The sequence below is a fragment of the Brachyspira innocens ATCC 29796 genome, assembly GCF_000384655.1.
GTDB lineage: Bacteria > Spirochaetota > Brachyspiria > Brachyspirales > Brachyspiraceae > Brachyspira > Brachyspira innocens.
On record NZ_ARQI01000120.1, the window covers coordinates 28896 to 45549 of the forward strand.

The 16654-nt window shown below is 27.5% G+C and carries 16 protein-coding genes; 11 read left to right on the top strand and 5 right to left on the bottom strand.

Annotation, left to right across the window (positions count from 1 at the left end; translation table 11 throughout):
- The first annotated feature begins 82 nt into the window (after nt 1-82).
- The 3 genes from F811_RS0110525 (at nt 83) to F811_RS0110535 (ending at nt 3602) form a co-directional block, all read left to right on the top strand.
- Nucleotides 83-1039 carry a TAXI family TRAP transporter solute-binding subunit gene (locus tag F811_RS0110525; protein WP_020005206.1) on the top strand — a complete coding sequence of 319 codons (957 nt, stop codon included), beginning with the start codon at nt 83-85 and terminating at the stop codon, nt 1037-1039.
- 188 nt (nt 1040-1227) lie between these two features.
- A complete protein-coding gene (locus F811_RS0110530; protein WP_245555857.1) occupies nt 1228-1620 on the top strand; it encodes a DUF1850 domain-containing protein in 393 nt (130 codons plus the stop codon).
- An 8-nt stretch (nt 1621-1628) separates the two neighbouring features.
- Nucleotides 1629-3602 carry a TRAP transporter permease gene (locus tag F811_RS0110535; RefSeq protein WP_020005208.1) on the top strand — a complete coding sequence of 658 codons (1974 nt, stop codon included), beginning with the start codon at nt 1629-1631 and terminating at the stop codon, nt 3600-3602.
- 97 nt (nt 3603-3699) lie between these two features.
- On the opposite strand, the gene F811_RS16085 is transcribed toward F811_RS0110535, so the two are convergent.
- The 3 genes from F811_RS16085 to F811_RS16090 are packed head-to-tail and all read right to left on the bottom strand — an operon-like array spanning nt 3700 to nt 5193.
- A complete protein-coding gene (locus F811_RS16085) occupies nt 3700-4350 on the bottom strand; it encodes a hypothetical protein (RefSeq protein WP_020005209.1) in 651 nt (216 codons plus the stop codon).
- 29 nt (nt 4351-4379) lie between these two features.
- Nucleotides 4380-4805, bottom strand: coding sequence for a PepSY-like domain-containing protein (locus F811_RS0110545; RefSeq protein ID WP_020005210.1), 426 nt, complete (start codon nt 4803-4805; stop codon nt 4380-4382).
- Between the two features lie 31 nt (nt 4806-4836).
- On the bottom strand, nt 4837-5193 hold the full coding sequence (locus F811_RS16090) for a PepSY-like domain-containing protein (RefSeq protein WP_020005211.1): 357 nt from the start codon (nt 5191-5193) through the stop codon (nt 4837-4839).
- Between the two features lie 168 nt (nt 5194-5361).
- On the opposite strand from F811_RS16090, the gene F811_RS0110555 reads away from it, so the two are divergent.
- The 5 genes from F811_RS0110555 (at nt 5362) to ispG (ending at nt 10474) form a co-directional block, all read left to right on the top strand.
- Nucleotides 5362-6801 carry a hypothetical protein gene (locus tag F811_RS0110555; protein WP_020005212.1) on the top strand — a complete coding sequence of 480 codons (1440 nt, stop codon included), beginning with the start codon at nt 5362-5364 and terminating at the stop codon, nt 6799-6801.
- 106 nt (nt 6802-6907) lie between these two features.
- Nucleotides 6908-7837 (top strand): sigma-70 family RNA polymerase sigma factor, encoded by a 930-nt coding sequence (locus F811_RS0110560; RefSeq protein WP_020005213.1) that lies wholly within the window; start codon nt 6908-6910, stop codon nt 7835-7837.
- A 99-nt stretch (nt 7838-7936) separates the two neighbouring features.
- A complete protein-coding gene (locus F811_RS0110565) occupies nt 7937-8806 on the top strand; it encodes a hypothetical protein (RefSeq protein ID WP_020005214.1) in 870 nt (289 codons plus the stop codon).
- A 184-nt stretch (nt 8807-8990) separates the two neighbouring features.
- A complete protein-coding gene (locus tag F811_RS16795) occupies nt 8991-9146 on the top strand; it encodes a hypothetical protein (RefSeq protein WP_008724155.1) in 156 nt (51 codons plus the stop codon).
- Between the two features lie 260 nt (nt 9147-9406).
- Nucleotides 9407-10474 (top strand): flavodoxin-dependent (E)-4-hydroxy-3-methylbut-2-enyl-diphosphate synthase, encoded by a 1068-nt coding sequence (gene ispG / locus F811_RS0110575; RefSeq protein WP_020005215.1) that lies wholly within the window; start codon nt 9407-9409, stop codon nt 10472-10474.
- Between the two features lie 372 nt (nt 10475-10846).
- Here ispG and htpG read toward each other — a convergent pair whose 3' ends face one another.
- Nucleotides 10847-12763 (bottom strand): molecular chaperone HtpG, encoded by a 1917-nt coding sequence (gene htpG, locus F811_RS0110580; RefSeq protein WP_020005216.1) that lies wholly within the window; start codon nt 12761-12763, stop codon nt 10847-10849.
- A 243-nt stretch (nt 12764-13006) separates the two neighbouring features.
- Between htpG and F811_RS0110585 the strand changes: the two genes are divergently transcribed.
- From F811_RS0110585 to F811_RS0110595, 3 genes are all read left to right on the top strand, one after another.
- A complete protein-coding gene (locus tag F811_RS0110585; protein ID WP_020005217.1) occupies nt 13007-13930 on the top strand; it encodes an AEC family transporter in 924 nt (307 codons plus the stop codon).
- 112 nt (nt 13931-14042) lie between these two features.
- The gene (locus F811_RS0110590; protein WP_020005218.1) at nt 14043-14609 is read left to right on the top strand and encodes a DUF3793 family protein; all 567 of its coding nucleotides are present in this window, start codon (nt 14043-14045) and stop codon (nt 14607-14609) included.
- A 43-nt stretch (nt 14610-14652) separates the two neighbouring features.
- The gene (locus tag F811_RS0110595) at nt 14653-15084 is read left to right on the top strand and encodes a flavodoxin (protein ID WP_020005219.1); all 432 of its coding nucleotides are present in this window, start codon (nt 14653-14655) and stop codon (nt 15082-15084) included.
- A 469-nt stretch (nt 15085-15553) separates the two neighbouring features.
- Here F811_RS0110595 and aroB read toward each other — a convergent pair whose 3' ends face one another.
- Complete coding sequence (gene aroB / locus F811_RS0110600) at nt 15554-16615, bottom strand: 3-dehydroquinate synthase (protein WP_020005220.1); 1062 nt, start codon at nt 16613-16615, stop codon at nt 15554-15556.
- Between the last annotated feature and the right edge of the window lie 39 nt (nt 16616-16654).

Here is a 16654-nt window from a genome sequence, read left to right on the forward strand (position 1 = left end):
TATTATTAATAGTAATATTGACTTTTAAGCATATCAAGTGTATTATTCAATAAATAATGTATATATATAAAGGAGTTTTCTTATGAGAAAGATAATAGTGTCTATTATTGCGGTTTCTCTCTTAATTATTAGCTGTCAGAAAAGCAATAATTATAATTATGTTTTTGCTACAGGCGGAACTAGCGGAACTTATTATTCTTTCGGCGGAAGTATAGCAAGTATATGGAATGCCAATATAGAAGGAATGAATGTTACTGCTCAGTCTACAGGAGCTTCTGCTGAAAATTTAAGACTTCTTAACAGACATGAAGCTGATTTAGCATTTGTACAAAATGATGTTATGGACTATGCTTATAATGGTACAGACATATTCGCAGGAGAGGTATTAACTAATTTTTCTGCTATGCTTACACTATACCCAGAGATAGTACAAATAGCTGCTACAAAATCAAGCGGTATAAAAACAATAGCTGATATGAAAGGCAAAAGAGTATCTGTTGGTGATGCAGGAAGCGGCGTTGAGTTTAATGCTAAACAAATATTAGAAGCATACGGATTAACATTTGATGATATAAATAAATCAAATCTTTCATTTAAAGAATCAAGCGACGGACTTCAAAACGGTACATTAGATGCTTGTTTTATAGTGGCAGGTATACCTAATGCAGCATTACAGGAATTATCTTTATCAAGCGATATAGTATTAGTTTCTTTGGATCAGATTCAGTTAGATGAAATGCTTAGAAAATATAAATATTATACAGAAATAACAATACCTGCAAATACTTATAATAAAGTTGATACTGATACTAAAGCCATAGCAGTAAAAGCCACTATTGCTGTTAATAACAATATACCTGAAGATGTTGTTTATAATTTAATGAAAACATTGTTTGATAAAAAATCTGATTTATCTGTAGCTCATGCTAAAGGCGAAGAATTAAATATTGATAATGCATATCAAGGTATATCAATACCATTTCACCCTGGTGCTTTAAAATATTACAAAGAACTAGGATATGATGTAGGAAATAACTAATATCAATTTTTATATTCAAAATAATATATTCATCATCTTTTATTTAAGATGGTGAATATATTAAAATTTTTATTATGTTAAAAAAAATTATTTTATCTATAACAATTATCGTAATACTTATTATTTTATTATTTATACCGCTATTTCCAAGGCTGGTATTAAATAGTGTTAAAAATAATAAAATTAATATGATACTAAAAATTGATAATAAAAAATTTATTATTTCATATACTCATTCTGTAAATAGAGGCAGAGTAAGAGATTTTTATTTTATAGATAGAGACGGAAATATCGTATTAGATAAAACTAGATTTGTTTCATATGGTGCTGGTATTGCCGAGCCTGAAAAAAATGAAAATATTGTTATCACTGATGATTATATAGAAATAAATAATATGAATAGAATTATTAAAAATTTCTATTTATTTATAGGTGTTGTTGCCAATCATACTATGATGATAGATGATAAAGTTATAGAATTGGACAAATTTTTTGCACCTCAAACCAATATAAAGATAGAATATAAGAAATTATCTATATTCGATTATATAGTATCGTTTATATACCAAATAAATCAATAGGAGGAAGTATGAAACATAAAAATGAAATTCATATGATAACAGCTGAAGAAATAGATGATTATATGAGTAAATATGACAGCGAATCAAGATACAGAAGATACAATGATTGGAAAAAATATTTAATCATAGCAATATCAGTAATATTCTGTTTGTTTCAATTATATTCAATACTTTCTGGAAGAATTACAGCACAGGTTGTAAGAGCTACACACTTGGCATTCGTCATGCTTTTAGCCTATTTACTTTTTCCAATGAAAAAAGATATGCCCAAAGATAAACTTCCTTGGTATGATGTAATACTTGCTATTATAGGTGCTGCTTCTTGGAGTTATATTACAGTCAATTTTGATTCTTTGGTAAGACGTGCAGGTATATATACATCAACAGATATAATTATAGGTATAATAGGTATACTTCTTGTATTTGAAGCCTGCAGAAGAATAGTAGGTCTTCCTATACTTATAATATCAATAGTTTTTATTATATATGCATTATTTGGAGCTTATGCACCTGGTTTTTTAAATCACAGAGGATACTCTCTTCAAAGATTAGTTTCGCATTTATTTTATAACACAGAAGGTATAATGGGTACACCTATAGGGGCATCAGCCACATTTATTTTCTTATTTATATTTTTCGGAGCATTGCTTGATAAAACTGGAATAGGACAGTTTTTTATAGATATATGTAATGCTATAGCTGGAGGTTTTGACGGAGGACCTGCAAAAGTAGCTGTACTTACAAGTGCTATGTTTGGTACTGTTTCTGGAAGTTCTGTTTCTAATACCGTAGGTACTGGAAGTTTTACAATACCTATGATGAAATCTTTAGGATATAGACCTGAATTTGCAGGTGCTGTTGAGGCTTCTGCTTCCACTGGAGGACAGTTAATGCCTCCTATAATGGGTGCTGCTTCTTTTCTTATGGCTGAAAGTTTGGGCATACCTTATATGCAGGTTGCTAAAGCGGCTATTATTCCAGCTATTTTATATTTTACTGGTATATTTATAATGGTGCATTTAGAGGCCAAAAAAACAGGACTTAAAGGTTTATCAAAAGATTCTCTTCCTAAAATAGGAGAGCTTTTGATGAAAAAGGGATATTTAGTTATTCCTCTACTTACTATAATATATTTCTTTGTACTTGGTAAAACTGCTATATATGCAGGACTAATGGGTATTATTGCTGCGGCTATAGTTGCTGTAGTTAACTCTATAGTAGACATCATAATGAAAAGAAAAGTAAGTTTCGGGTTTAATGATTTGATAGATGTTTTTGTTAATGCTGCTAGAAATATTATAAGTGTTGCTATTGCTTGTGCTATGGCTGGTATTATAATAGGAGTTATTACTTTAACAGGTTTAGGATTAAAAATAGGTGCTGGCTTAATATCAATATCTGGGGGAATACCTATACTTTTATTATTTTTAACTATGATAAGTTCTATTATACTTGGTATGGGAGTTCCTACTACTGCTAACTATCTTATTACTTCTACAATAGCTGCAAGTGCTATAATAGGTTTAGGGTATGAACCTTTAGCTGCTCATATGTTTGTATTTTATTTTGGTATTATAGCCGATGTTACTCCTCCTGTTGCTTTAGCTGCTATGGCTGGTGCGGCTATTGCTAAATCAGATCCGCTTAAAACTGGAATAGAGGCTACAAAACTTTCAATAGGGGCATTTATTATTCCTTATATGTTTATATTTAATCCAGATATACTAATGATTAATACTACTATAGCTGATATTATACCTATACTTATAACTTCGCTTATAGGTATGTTCGGAGTATCTGCAGGATTAGAAGGTTATGTATTTAGAAAATGCAAACCTTATGAAAGAATATTATTTATTATAGCAGGTCTTCTTTCTATATATCCTGAAGTTTATAGTGATATTATAGGAATAGGAATTATAGCTATACTAGTCATTATACAAATCATTACAAAAAGAAAAAATCAGGCTGCAACTGCTTAAGAATCATAAAATATTAGGGGGTGTAAAAAGCCCCTTTTTATTATATAAACTATATTAAATATACTTCAAAAATTATTTTCAAAAGAAAGAAGCATACCTATAGGCTATTTGTATCCCTAAAATCTAAATTGCCGTACGCTTCGCCTTTTGTAATTTCTGGTACATCAACATTTTTAAGATTAAATCCCCAATCATAGCCTAGATAAAGTCCTATAGCTATAGCCATATCCTCTCTGAAAAATATATTATAATCAGCTATGAACTTCAAATATGTTCTAGGAGTGCTTTTTCCATCTGAAGTATAATCTTTTCCCTTGTATTGTATTGTAAGACCTGGTCCTAAAGATAATTTTACTCCTATGTCCAAACCTAAAGAGAAATTCCTTATATAAACTTTAGGCATACCGCCAAAACTAAGTGAATGAGCTTCATAAATATAATTTATATTTATGTTGTTTTTATGAATAGTTGTTTTATTATATGAATATCCGAAAGTTCCTAAAAAACTCATGCTAACTAAATCAGTTATTCCTAAATAATATCCAAGTCCTATACCAACCCCGCTTTGAAAATTTACTTCATTGCCTGTAATATCATATTTAGGAATACTTCCATGCGGTATCATTATTCCCATTCCTATAGGTACATTAATATTAAAATCAAGCCCATGTCTTATTATTAGAGGATAAATATTTTGAGGTATAGCTAATATTATCAATAATATAATTATATAATGTTTTTTTATCATATTTTTTTCCGTTTTATATTTTTATATTTTTAATCATCAAATTTCTGACCTAGAAGCTGTCCGTTATTTGCATCTATATAAAGCTCCATCATATTATTGAGTTTTACTTCGTATATATTCCATTTCTTTTTGATTTTAGTTATTACGGTATTGGGATAAGTTTTAGTCACAGTATTTGCTACAGACTTAGGAAGTATATTTGAAGGTAAGGCTGTATAGTTACCTTCTATCTCTTTTAAATCCCCATTTCTAAAAAACTCTATTTCTACTCCATTATCCAAAGCTATTTCATAAGTTTTTCTATCCATTTCAGCATAAATAATGGCAGTATTTTGAAAATATGTTTTTATAAACTGAAGTATACTGCTTGGTAGCTGATTTGGTGCAATATACATTCCATCAGCATAGGATAAAATAGATACTGTTAAAAATAATAATATTATTTTCTTATTCATGTTTCCTCTTGTTTTTATTTTTTAATTGATATCATGTGTTTTCTGTCAGATTAGCATTCCTGCAAAATTTATAATTATCTAAACTAATAACATACATATTACATTTTTTTATTATTTTTATAATAGCCTCATTCGGATTTACTCTACTAATAACTTTTTTATCTATAAAATTTGTAGGTATTTTTAAAGAATTTCTATCTATTTCATTCCATATACCGTTATTAAAAACTACTTTATATATTAGTTTTTGAATATCTGCTATATCATTATAATTAAAATAATCTTTAATAAAATTTACAGATTTATCAGGAAATACATTACTATAGGAAAGCACAATTTTACATAAGAGTACAAATAATAATATTATTATGATAAATCTTTTAAACATGCTGTATTATTGTAATTTTTTTATACATATAATGATTACATATATAATATAACAAAATTTTCTATAAATATCAATAAAAATAATAATTAAAAAATTAAAATAATCTAGTAATTAATAAAAAATGATATAAAATATATAAATAGCTAATTTCTTTTTTGGATAATTATTATGATAATAGATTTAAAAAAATATATGTCTGTAACATTATCTCATATAAAGACATGCATTAAGAGTATAGCTGATAAACAATTTGATATTATACTAATTAATGAAGACGGTATATTGAGTTTTATTCCATATGATAAAGCAGAAGAGGTTTTTAAATCTTTAGAGAATAACGGTTATATTGATAAATGCACTATTTATATAAATAAGCAATTCGGTGATATTATCGGAACACAGGAAAGTATAGATGTGAATAAGCAGCATGCAGATATACATGATATTAATATATTTTACAAATTATATAAGAATTGTATATTTGAATCTGATAAGGAATATTATAATTCTCATTTTAATGAATTAATATCTATAAGACATGTTGAAAGAATAGAATATTTAAAAAACTCGTTTAACAAATTAAAAATGTTTATCTCCCAAAGTAAATTAGATTTAGAGCTTGCCAAATTAATAGGAAATATTTTAACAGATATAGGTATTATAGAGCGTTTAAATCTTATATATCATTTGAACTATATAAAACAAAATAGTATATCCAATTTGAAAGATTATCAGAATGTTAAGAAAGATGATCTTATATTTGCAGATATTATAGGTACCATAGTCAATCTGCTTGAAAAAGAGTACGAAACTTTTGGCATATTTGATAATTTATCTTCTTTTAGTGATGATAATGTTATATCACACAGCAACAGAGTTTTTGTTATGATGGTTGAGTTTCTGCATTACTATAATGAAGAGATATCAAGAGGAATAGCTTCAAAACTTAGGGTTGATTATAGAAGAAAATATTATTCTTTTTTTAATGATATAGGAAGGAAATTTAATCTGCTTACTAAAGCTGACAGAATAGAAGATATATCAAGAGTAGGATTTAGAAAGATAGAGCAGAATGAAATAAAATATTATGCAAGAGCAGCATTTTGGCATGATATAGCACTTGTTGATGTTTTGCCTAATATTCCTATTGTTGAGAATAATGAAGGAGATAATCATTCTATACTTGGCTTTAATCTTTTAAAATACTGCATGGCACAAAATGAATATACATACACTACAGTAGGGCTTCATCATGAATATTACGGATTTGGATATGGAATATTTATGAATATGTATAATAAGCAGTTTGCAAATAAAAATTTTAATAATATAGAACATATATTAACTTATGATCCTAGCGATATTAATAGTTTATTAGCTTTATCATATTTTCCAGCTAAAGTATTAGAAATAGTTGATTCTTATGATAGTTTGCATATTAAATTTTCTAAAAATAAAGAGATAGGAAATATAGCAAATGAAGTTATTTCTTTTATGTATGAGAATTTTTTGGAAGATAATATAAAAATAGATCCCATAATTTTTCATATATTTATAAAATATTTGGAAAATGTTAGGAATGCTTCTATATATGACTGTCCTTTATAATTATTAAAAATTAATTATACTGCTTGACAATTTGTGAAAATCTTATATCCTTATAGAAAGATTTTCGTTTTTATTGTTATAAAATGTTTGTATTTTAGGAAAGTAATTGCTTAAAAAAGATGTTAATCAAGAGTACAAAGGACCTGTCAGCGTATATTTAAAGCAGATAGGTGAAATAAGAAGACTCACTAAAGAAGAAGAATTAGATTTATGGCAGCGTCTTGAAGTTTGCCGAGATAAAAAGGCTTTGCTTTTAGAAAAAGAAGATGAAGAATCAAAAAAAGAGCTTGAGGCTTTAGAAAAAGAAATTGATTCTATACAGCATAAACTTGTAAAATCAAATTTAAGGCTGGTAATAAGCATAGCAAAAAGATACTACAACAGCGGTGTGCCTTTTATAGATATTATAGATGAAGGTAATATTGGTCTTATAGAGGCAGTAAAAAGATTTGAATATAAAAAAGGGTTTAAATTTTCTACTTATGGGGTTTGGTGGATAAAGCAAAGCATAGTAAAAGAAATATCAAGCAAAAGGCATATTATACGCTTTCCTATGCATATAGCAAGGTTAATAAAAAAAAGCATACAAACTTCAAAGGTTTTAACTCAGCAGCTAGGACGTGAACCTACTACCGATGAAATAGCCAAAGAAATGAAAATAGACAGAAAAACTCTTTCTTATATAATGATATTTACTCAGGATACAGCTAGTGTCGATTCATTTTTTAAAAACTCTGATAATAATGATATGACATCAGTAATAGAAGATAAAAATTTCCCTTCGCCTCATCAAAAGGCATTTATGGACAGTCTTAGAGATACATTAACTGAAGCTTTAAAATGTTTAGATGAAAAAGAGAGAACAGTTATCATTTCAAGATTTGGTTTGTATGGAAAAGAAGCAAAAACTTTAGAAGATACTGGTAAAGAATTAAATATTACACGTGAGAGAGTAAGACAGATTCAGATAAAAGCGATTAAGAAACTTGCAGGTCTTAATTTATCTAAAGAATTAAAAAGTTTTTTGTGGGATTAGCTTTATTTATCAAATAATACAATAAATTCTTTTTTTTATTAAACAATTTCTAATTTTACCGAAAAATTAATATATAAATAAAATCATGGATGGAATTTTATGTCTAACGAAATGAAAGCAAAATTAAAACCAATTATCATTATAGTAATAGTTCTTGTGATTCTAGCTGCAGGATTTTTTATTGTCAAAAGTATTTTGAGCAGTAAAAATATACCTATATTTGATTTTACTCAAAATGAAACAAATGATATGCCTGAAGATACAATTACTACAGATGATATATTCGGTGAAGATATAACACCTGAAGAAAAAGATTTTTTAGCAACTAATAATACAATAACACCTGATAATACTAATAATGTTCAGACAAATAATGATTCTTCTATAAATCTTTCTGGAAATGGTTTATACGAAGTAAATACTAATAATATACCAGATATAGCTCCTTCTTCAAAACCAAATAATAATAGAGGCAGTTCTGCGTATACTTATAATACAGAAAACTCAGTATTGGTAACTACTTCTAATACTCTTAGACCTAATAATAACAATATGATGAGTATGCAATCATCTACTAATAATGATGTAAGAATAAGTTCATTTATCATAAACTATAATGACAGATTTGTAGCAAGCAGAAGCAATCCTCTTTTAATAACTTTGGCTGTAAAAACACCTCCAGAAGCAAGATATGCCAAAATAAGAGTGTATGCTAGAAAAATAGATAACAATTACAATATATTAAGCAGAGATTTAGTATTCTATTTGCCTAAAATATATGTACTTGACGGTCAGGCTCAGACACAGTTCTATTTTGCTGGAAGAATGTCATCTGGAAACCGTTATCTTCCTAAAGGCAGATATTTACTATATGCTGAAGCTGAAATTACCGATGCTAATGGAATGTCTGTTGGAAAAACTGGCAGATATCCGCTTCCTAAATGGAATTATGTTGTAACTTTACAGTAGTTTTGATTTTTCATTGATTATTAAAGCTCTGGTATCTTAAGAGGTATCAGGGCTTTTTATGTATTTTGTATTATTATATGAAAATAATTTGAATAAAAAATGTAAATATATGTTTATTTATTTTTGATAATATAGTATAATCTCTATCAGGAACAAAGCTATATTTAAAAAGGAGTTTACAAATATGGTTACAGCTATCACAACGACTGACACAACTAATACTTATGTTACGTCAATAGGCGGGGTAAATATCACTGTTAGAAATAATTTTTCTGACAACACAGCAACAGTAGAGGTAGAACCAAAGATTACTGGCGGTGCTTTAAACGTACAAGGGTAATATTTTTCCCTTATCGCATGTAATTATCGGTTCTTATTTTTTTTACTTTAATGAAAAAAGTAGTTATTGTTCATTAAAAAGTAATGGGGCTATTGGTGGGATAATAGTCCCATTTTATTTTTTATAGTTAAATCTTATATTAAATAATTTTCAAGTTTAAAAATAATTTTTATATCTCAATTCTATATAACCATTGCAAAAAATATTTTAAAATGATAGTATAATTAATATAGTTATAATAATTTAAGGAAATTAATATTATGGATATAAAAAATATTAACGATATAAGAAAAAAAGTAAAGACTGTAAAAATAGGAAATATTTTAATAGGTTCTGATAATCCTATAAGCGTTCAGTCTATGACAAATACAGATACAAGAGATATAAAATCTACAGTAGAGCAAATAAAATCACTTGAAAATGCAGGTGTTGATATAGTAAGGCTTGCAGTACTTGATATGGATGCAGCAAAAGCCATAAAAGAGATAAAAAAACAAACTAAAGTACCATTAATAGCAGATATACATTTTGATCATAATTTGGCATTAGAGAGTATGAAAAGCGGTATTGATGCTTTGAGGTTAAACCCAGGTAATATAAAAAACAAGGAAAAGGTAAAAGAGGTTATAAAAGAGGCTAAAGATAGAAACCTTACTATACGTGTAGGAGTTAATGGCGGAAGTTTAGACAGAAGCATATACAAAGAAGTAACAGCTGAAAATATGGTAAAAAGTGCCACTGAGCATATAAAATTAATGGAAGATTTGGATTTTACAAATATTAAAGTATCTTTAAAATCTTCTGATATAAAAACTACAATAGAAGCAAATATGTTATTTAGAGAAAATTTTAATTATCCAATACATCTTGGAGTGACTGAGGCTGGTACATTAAGAAGCTCGCTTATAAAAAGTACAAGTGCTTTATCATTTTTAATAATGCAGGGAATAGGAGATACTATAAGATATTCTATAACTGGAGATCCTTTAGAAGAGGTAATGGCTGGAAAGATGCTTCTTAAATTTTTGGGACTTAGAAAAGAGCCTTCTATAGAAATAATATCATGTCCTACTTGCGGAAGATGTCAGGTTAATGTTGAAGAGGTTGCTAGTTTTATAGAAAAGCATGTACAAAATATAAAGAAAAATATCACTATAGCTATTATGGGCTGTGTTGTTAATGGACCTGGTGAAGCTAGGCATGCTGATTTTGGTGTAGCTGGAACGGCAGATGGTAATTTTATTTTCTTTGAAAAAAATAATGAGCCTATAAAAGTTTCAAGGGATAATATTATAGATTTTCTTACAAAAAAAATAGAAGAGTTTTAAGTTTTGATAAAAGATTTTTAAAATAAGTATAATATGAGATTTAATAAATTTGGTTTTGAAGCAAGTTTATCAAATATCAATAACTCAAAATTGACAAACTATACTTGTTAGGTATATACTAAAAATTTTTAAGTTTGTAGATTTTTTATCCTTTGGATATGCTTCGCGAAAGAATGCATATCTATATATTAAAATGATAATTTATACAACATGTAAGACATTATTTTTATATATAACCTTATCAAGAACTTTTAAAACAAATCTAATTTAGAATTAAAAAAGGCTTAAGTATTAATACTCAAGCCCTTTATTAAAATTTTTAATAAACTAATTATTTTAATCAGTTATCAATTTTAATTATTTAAACATTTTTTATAATTTAAGCATTAATTTACTCATTCTGCTAGCAAATAATTTTGGGTCTTCAAGAGGAAGTCCTTCAAGTATACATGCTTCATCATATAAAAGCTCGCTGTATTCTTTAAAAAGATCTGAAACTTTATTTTCATTATACTCTTTTTCTATAGCTTTGAATACATCATGAGAAGTATTAATTTCTAATACTCTTTCTGGCTTCATACCAAACATATTATTTCCAGTTTCAGCCAAAACTTTAGCCATATTAAAGCTGATAGAATCCTCTTTATTTGACAGACAAACAACACTCTCTTTAAGTCTGTTAGTCTCTCTTACTTCAGCAACTTTATCAGTACCTAATACATCTTTTATAGCATTAAGAACTTCTTTGCTTGCACTGTCTTTATTTTCATCTTTGTTTTCAGAATTATCAGCCTGAAGTATAGAGTGAAGTTTAGTACCGTCAAACTCTCTCATCATACTAACCATAAACTCATCTACTCTGTCAGTAAAGTATAATACTTCATAGCCTTTTTCTTTCATTCCTTCCATATGAGGAAGTTTTTCTATAGCTGATTTATCTTTAGCAGCAGCATAGTATATAAACTCCTGACCTTCTTTCATTCTTGATTTATATTCTGCTAATGTTGTATATTCTCCTTCTGCTGTACTAGAAGATTCAAATAACAAAAGATTTGCAAGTTTATCTTTTTTGCTGAAATCAGAATATATGCCTATTTTTATAGATTCGCCGAACTCTTTAAAAAACTTTTCGTATTTTTTTCTGTCATTTTTAAGCATATTTTCCAAAGTATCAAGAACTTTCTTTTCAACATTAGAAGCTATTCTTTTTAATTGAGTGCTATGCTGTAAAATTTCTCTTGAAATATTAAGTGAGAAATCTGGAGAATCAACTAATCCTCTTACAAATTTTAAATACTCTGGAAGTAAGTCTTTACATTTGCTCATTATAAATACATTTCTTGAATAAAGTTCAAGTCCTCTTTCAAAATCAGGGTGAAGGAAATTGAAAGGAGCCTTTGAAGGTATAAATAAAAGTGCAGTATACTCTATAGTACCTTCTGCCTTAGTATGTATAACCTCGAAAGGATCAGTATAATCATGAAAATGCTCTTTATAAAACTCATTATACTCTTCAGGCTTAACATCGCTTTTTGATTTCTGCCATATACTTATCATAGAGTTGATAGTTTTCTCTTCATACTGCTGAACTTCTTTTTCGTCCTTTTTAGGTATAGGCATATCCATAACTATAGGATAATGAACATAATTAGAATATTTGTGTATTAAACGCTCTAATGTATATTTATTGCAGTAATCATCATCAATAAAACCTTCTTCTTCTAATTTTTCATCTTTTCCTTTTAGTTTTAATATAATTTTTGTTCCTCTGTCTTGTTTATCAATATCTTCTACAGAGTAAGACCCGTCTCCATTACTTTCCCAGCGTACGCCTTTATCACTGTCAGCATGCTTTGTCTCTATTACAATATTATCAGCAACCATAAAAGCAGAATAAAAACCAACCCCAAACTGACCTATCAAATCAATACCGCTTTCTTTTGATGCTTCTTTATCTTTCTGTATTCTTTCCAAAAATGCTTTAGTACCGCTTCTAGCAATAGAGCCTATATTATTAATAACATCCTCTCTAGTCATACCGATACCATTGTCCTGAATGGTTAGAGTTCTGTTTTGTTCATCTGTATCTATTTTTATTCTTAAATTATCTATGTCTGGGTATTTATCGCCGTTTGTTATAGATTCAAATCTTGCTTTATCTAATGCATCGCTTGCATTTGAGATAAGCTCTCTTAAAAATATTTCTTTATGAGTGTATATAGAATGCACCATTAAATTTAATATTTGTTTAGTTTCGGCTTCAAAATTTAGTATTTGTTTTTCTGCCATAATATAAACTCCTTCATTTATAAAAAATTCTTTATAGGTTAAAGATTAAATATAAAAGTATTAAAGTGAATATATAAAGTCTAAATATATAAAAGTTAAAAATAAAAAAAGTAAAAAGTTTGTGAATATTTTATAATTATAATAAAAATTTTAAAAAAAGCAAATATTTTATTACAATAAATTTTGATTATTTATATAATATTTTATATACTATATATCATAATAAGATATTTGGGTAAAAAAATGTATACTATTTTAGAATTGATACTTCCTATATTTGTTTTGATAGCATTCGGTAAAATATTAAAACATTTCAATATAATCACTAATGAAGGAATAAAAACTATAAAAAATTTGGCAGTTAATTTATTTCTTCCATTTACTTTTTTTAATATTATTATTCATGGTACATTTAATAAGGATTCTATAGTATTAATAATAGCTGGTTTTATCATTATATTTGCTGCATATTTGTTAGGCTTCTTGTACAAACCATTATTTACAAACGATATAAGAGAATATGTGCCTTATACAAATACATGTATTGAAAGCGGAATGTTTGCTTTAGCTGTACTTAATATGATTATAGGAAAAGATAATCTCTTTCAAATAATACAAATGGATATGGTAAATAATATATTTGTTTTTACGGTGGTTACAACTGGATTGACTTTAATATCTGGAAATAAACAAAGTACCAAACAAATAATAAAATCTATATTCACAAGTCCAATAATAATAAGCCTCATATTAGGTATAATAGGTGCTTTATTTAATTTAGGAGAAAAAATTGATAATTCAAATTTGTCATCTACATACAATAGAATAATATCTTTTTTAACAGAGCCTTTATCCCCTATGATATTAATATGTATAGGTGCTGAACTTGAATTTGAAATAGATATATTCAAAAAAGCAATTAAATTATTCTTTGTAAGATTTGCTACTATGGCGGTATTAATATCATTAACTTTATTTGTTATGTCAAAAATCATCACTGTAAATTCAATTCTTATAAAGTCTATGATTATATATTTTCTATCTCCATCGCCTTTCATACTATTAATGTATACGAATGATGAAAAAATTAATAAATTTATATCTGGTTTCTTGTCGCTTCAAATTATAATGTCATTGATATTCTGTGTAATTATTAGTTTTGTATAATTCTTAAAAATTAAAAAATAATAAAATTTTTTAAAAAATGTTAGAATATACTAACAAAACTATTGACAATTTTTAACCTATATGTTAGAATACTCTAACAATAGGAGATTGAATGTTTGATAAATTAATTATTGACCATTGTGCACCTGCTTTATCAGGTATAAAAATTGCTAATATATTTACTTGTGAATATAAGTATAAAGGAGAAGTTAATAAAAAAGTTTCTTTATACAACAATATTCTAAACAAAAGAGGTATAAACGTAGCTGTAATAAAATACTATGATAATAAGGCTGTAGTTTATGTTTATAACAAAAAAGCATTAGAAAATTATTTATCAGATGATAATATTTTTAAGTTTTTGAAAAATTACGGATATAAGTCAAAAAATATACATGAAAGCATAGAGACTTTGAAAAGAAGAATGCAGTATTCTAAAACATTTCCTCATGAAATAGGTATATTTTTAGGCTATCCGCTTATAGATATAAACGGCTTTATAAATAACTATGGTAAAAATAGTTTATATACTGGATATTGGAAAGTGTATCATAATAAAAAGGAAGCTATAAAAATTTTTGATAATTATAATAGATGCAGAACTTTTTATATAAATACATTTTTAAGAGGGAAGGGCATTTTGGAGATAATGGACGATTACAAACTTCATTTTTTATAATAAAAACAAAAGATTATTATTTATTACATAAGGAGGTAATAATATGAGTGATAAAATAGCAATAATATATTGGAGCGGCACAGGTAATACTGAGTTAATGGCTCAAAATGTAAAAAAAGGCATAGAAAATGCAGGAGGAGAAGCTGATATTTTTAGTGTATCAAGTTTCGATGCTGCAAATATAAACAACTATTCAAAAATAGCTTTAGGCTGTCCTGCTATGGGTTCTGAAGTTTTGGAAGAATCAGAATTTCAGCCTTTTTATGATTCTATAAGAGGAAGTTTATCAGGCAAAAAAGCTGCTTTATTCGGCTCTTATGATTGGGGCGATGGAGAATGGATGAGAAATTGGCAGGATGATGTAAGTTCTGCAGGTGCTTCTTTAGTTAAAGACGGACTTATTGCAAATCTTACTCCAGATGACAATGCTGTAAGTGAATGTGTAAGTTTGGGCGAAGCATTGGTTAAAGCATAAATAAATAAATAAAAATAAATCATAAAACATAGAGGCATTAGCTTATAAAAAGTTAATGCCTCTTGTTATTTATTAATCAAAATTATAATATCTATAGGATATTTTATTAACAGAATTTATCATAATATTAATAATATCAGTATATACTGAAAATTTTTAAGTTTGTCAATTTTTTATTCAACTTTTTCCCGCCGCACACCGCAGGCGGACTTCGTCAAAGTTGCAAAAAGTGCAAATCTAAAAATAATACTAAATAGTACTAATTATATTTTACATGTAGAATAAATTATTAAATTTAGCCTGAAATATGGCCTTTCACGACTGCGGGCTGTGCCTGCTTCTTTGTGACAGCGTCCAAAAGAAGTGGGGTTTGGCACGACTATGAAGCCACAACTATAACTAAAAAAATACTAAATAAAAAAACTATAAGTATTAAGAAATTGAGTTTTGAAACAAGTCTAAAGTAAATTTATTCATTTAAAATATCCTCAATACTCACTTTTTCAACACAAGGTTTTCCGATAGATTCTAAAAATACAAAATTGATTTTATCATCGCTTCTTTTTTTATCAAGTTTAATAGCCTCTTTCAAATCTATATTATCAGGTATAGTTATAGGCAAAGAAAATGCTTTCAATATATTTTTAGCTCTTTCTAATATATTTTTATCTTTTGTTATACCTTTTTTAATACCGTACTCTATAGCAAAAATCATTCCTATAGCAACAGCCTCACCATGAAGCAACACGCCATAACCTGCAGCATTCTCTACACTATGTCCTATAGTATGCCCGAAGTTTAAAAACATTCTCTCTTTCTGCTCTTTATAATCTATTTCTACAATATGAGCCTTTAATTCACAGTTTCTTTTAAGAATATAGTCCATATCCAATTCAGCATTATTGTAACAGTGATCCTCTATAAGTTTTAAAAGTTTTTCATCAAATAAAAATGCATGCTTTATCACTTCAGCCATTCCTTCATTAAACTCTCTTTTAGGAAGACTTAATAAAGTATTGCTGTCTATTATAACGAGTTTAGGGCTATGAAAAGCACCTACTAGATTTTTTCCTTCTTTTATATTAATGCCAGTTTTACCTCCAACAGAAGAATCCACACATGCAAGCAAAGTAGTAGGAATCTGCACAAAATCAATACCTCTCATCCAAGAAGCAGCGGCATATCCAGCCATATCTCCTACTACACCGCCTCCTAATGCTATTATTATATCTTTACGGCTTAATTCATTTTTAGCAAGCGAAGAGAAAATATCAATTATGCTTTCTATATTTTTATTTGACTCTCCATGAGTAAGAACGCATACTGAAGTTATAATATCTTCTTTTTCCAAACTTTCTTTTACTATATTAGTATAGAGTTTATTTACTATATCATCTGTAACTATTAAAGCCCTATTCCCTCTAAGTATATTTTTTACCAATTTTCCTGTTTCTTTTATTAATCCCTTTTGAACCAAAATATCATAATTAATATTTACATCATTTTTTATTTTTACTTCTGCTTTATTCATATTTCTTAATCCTATTATTAGTTATTATTAATGATAACT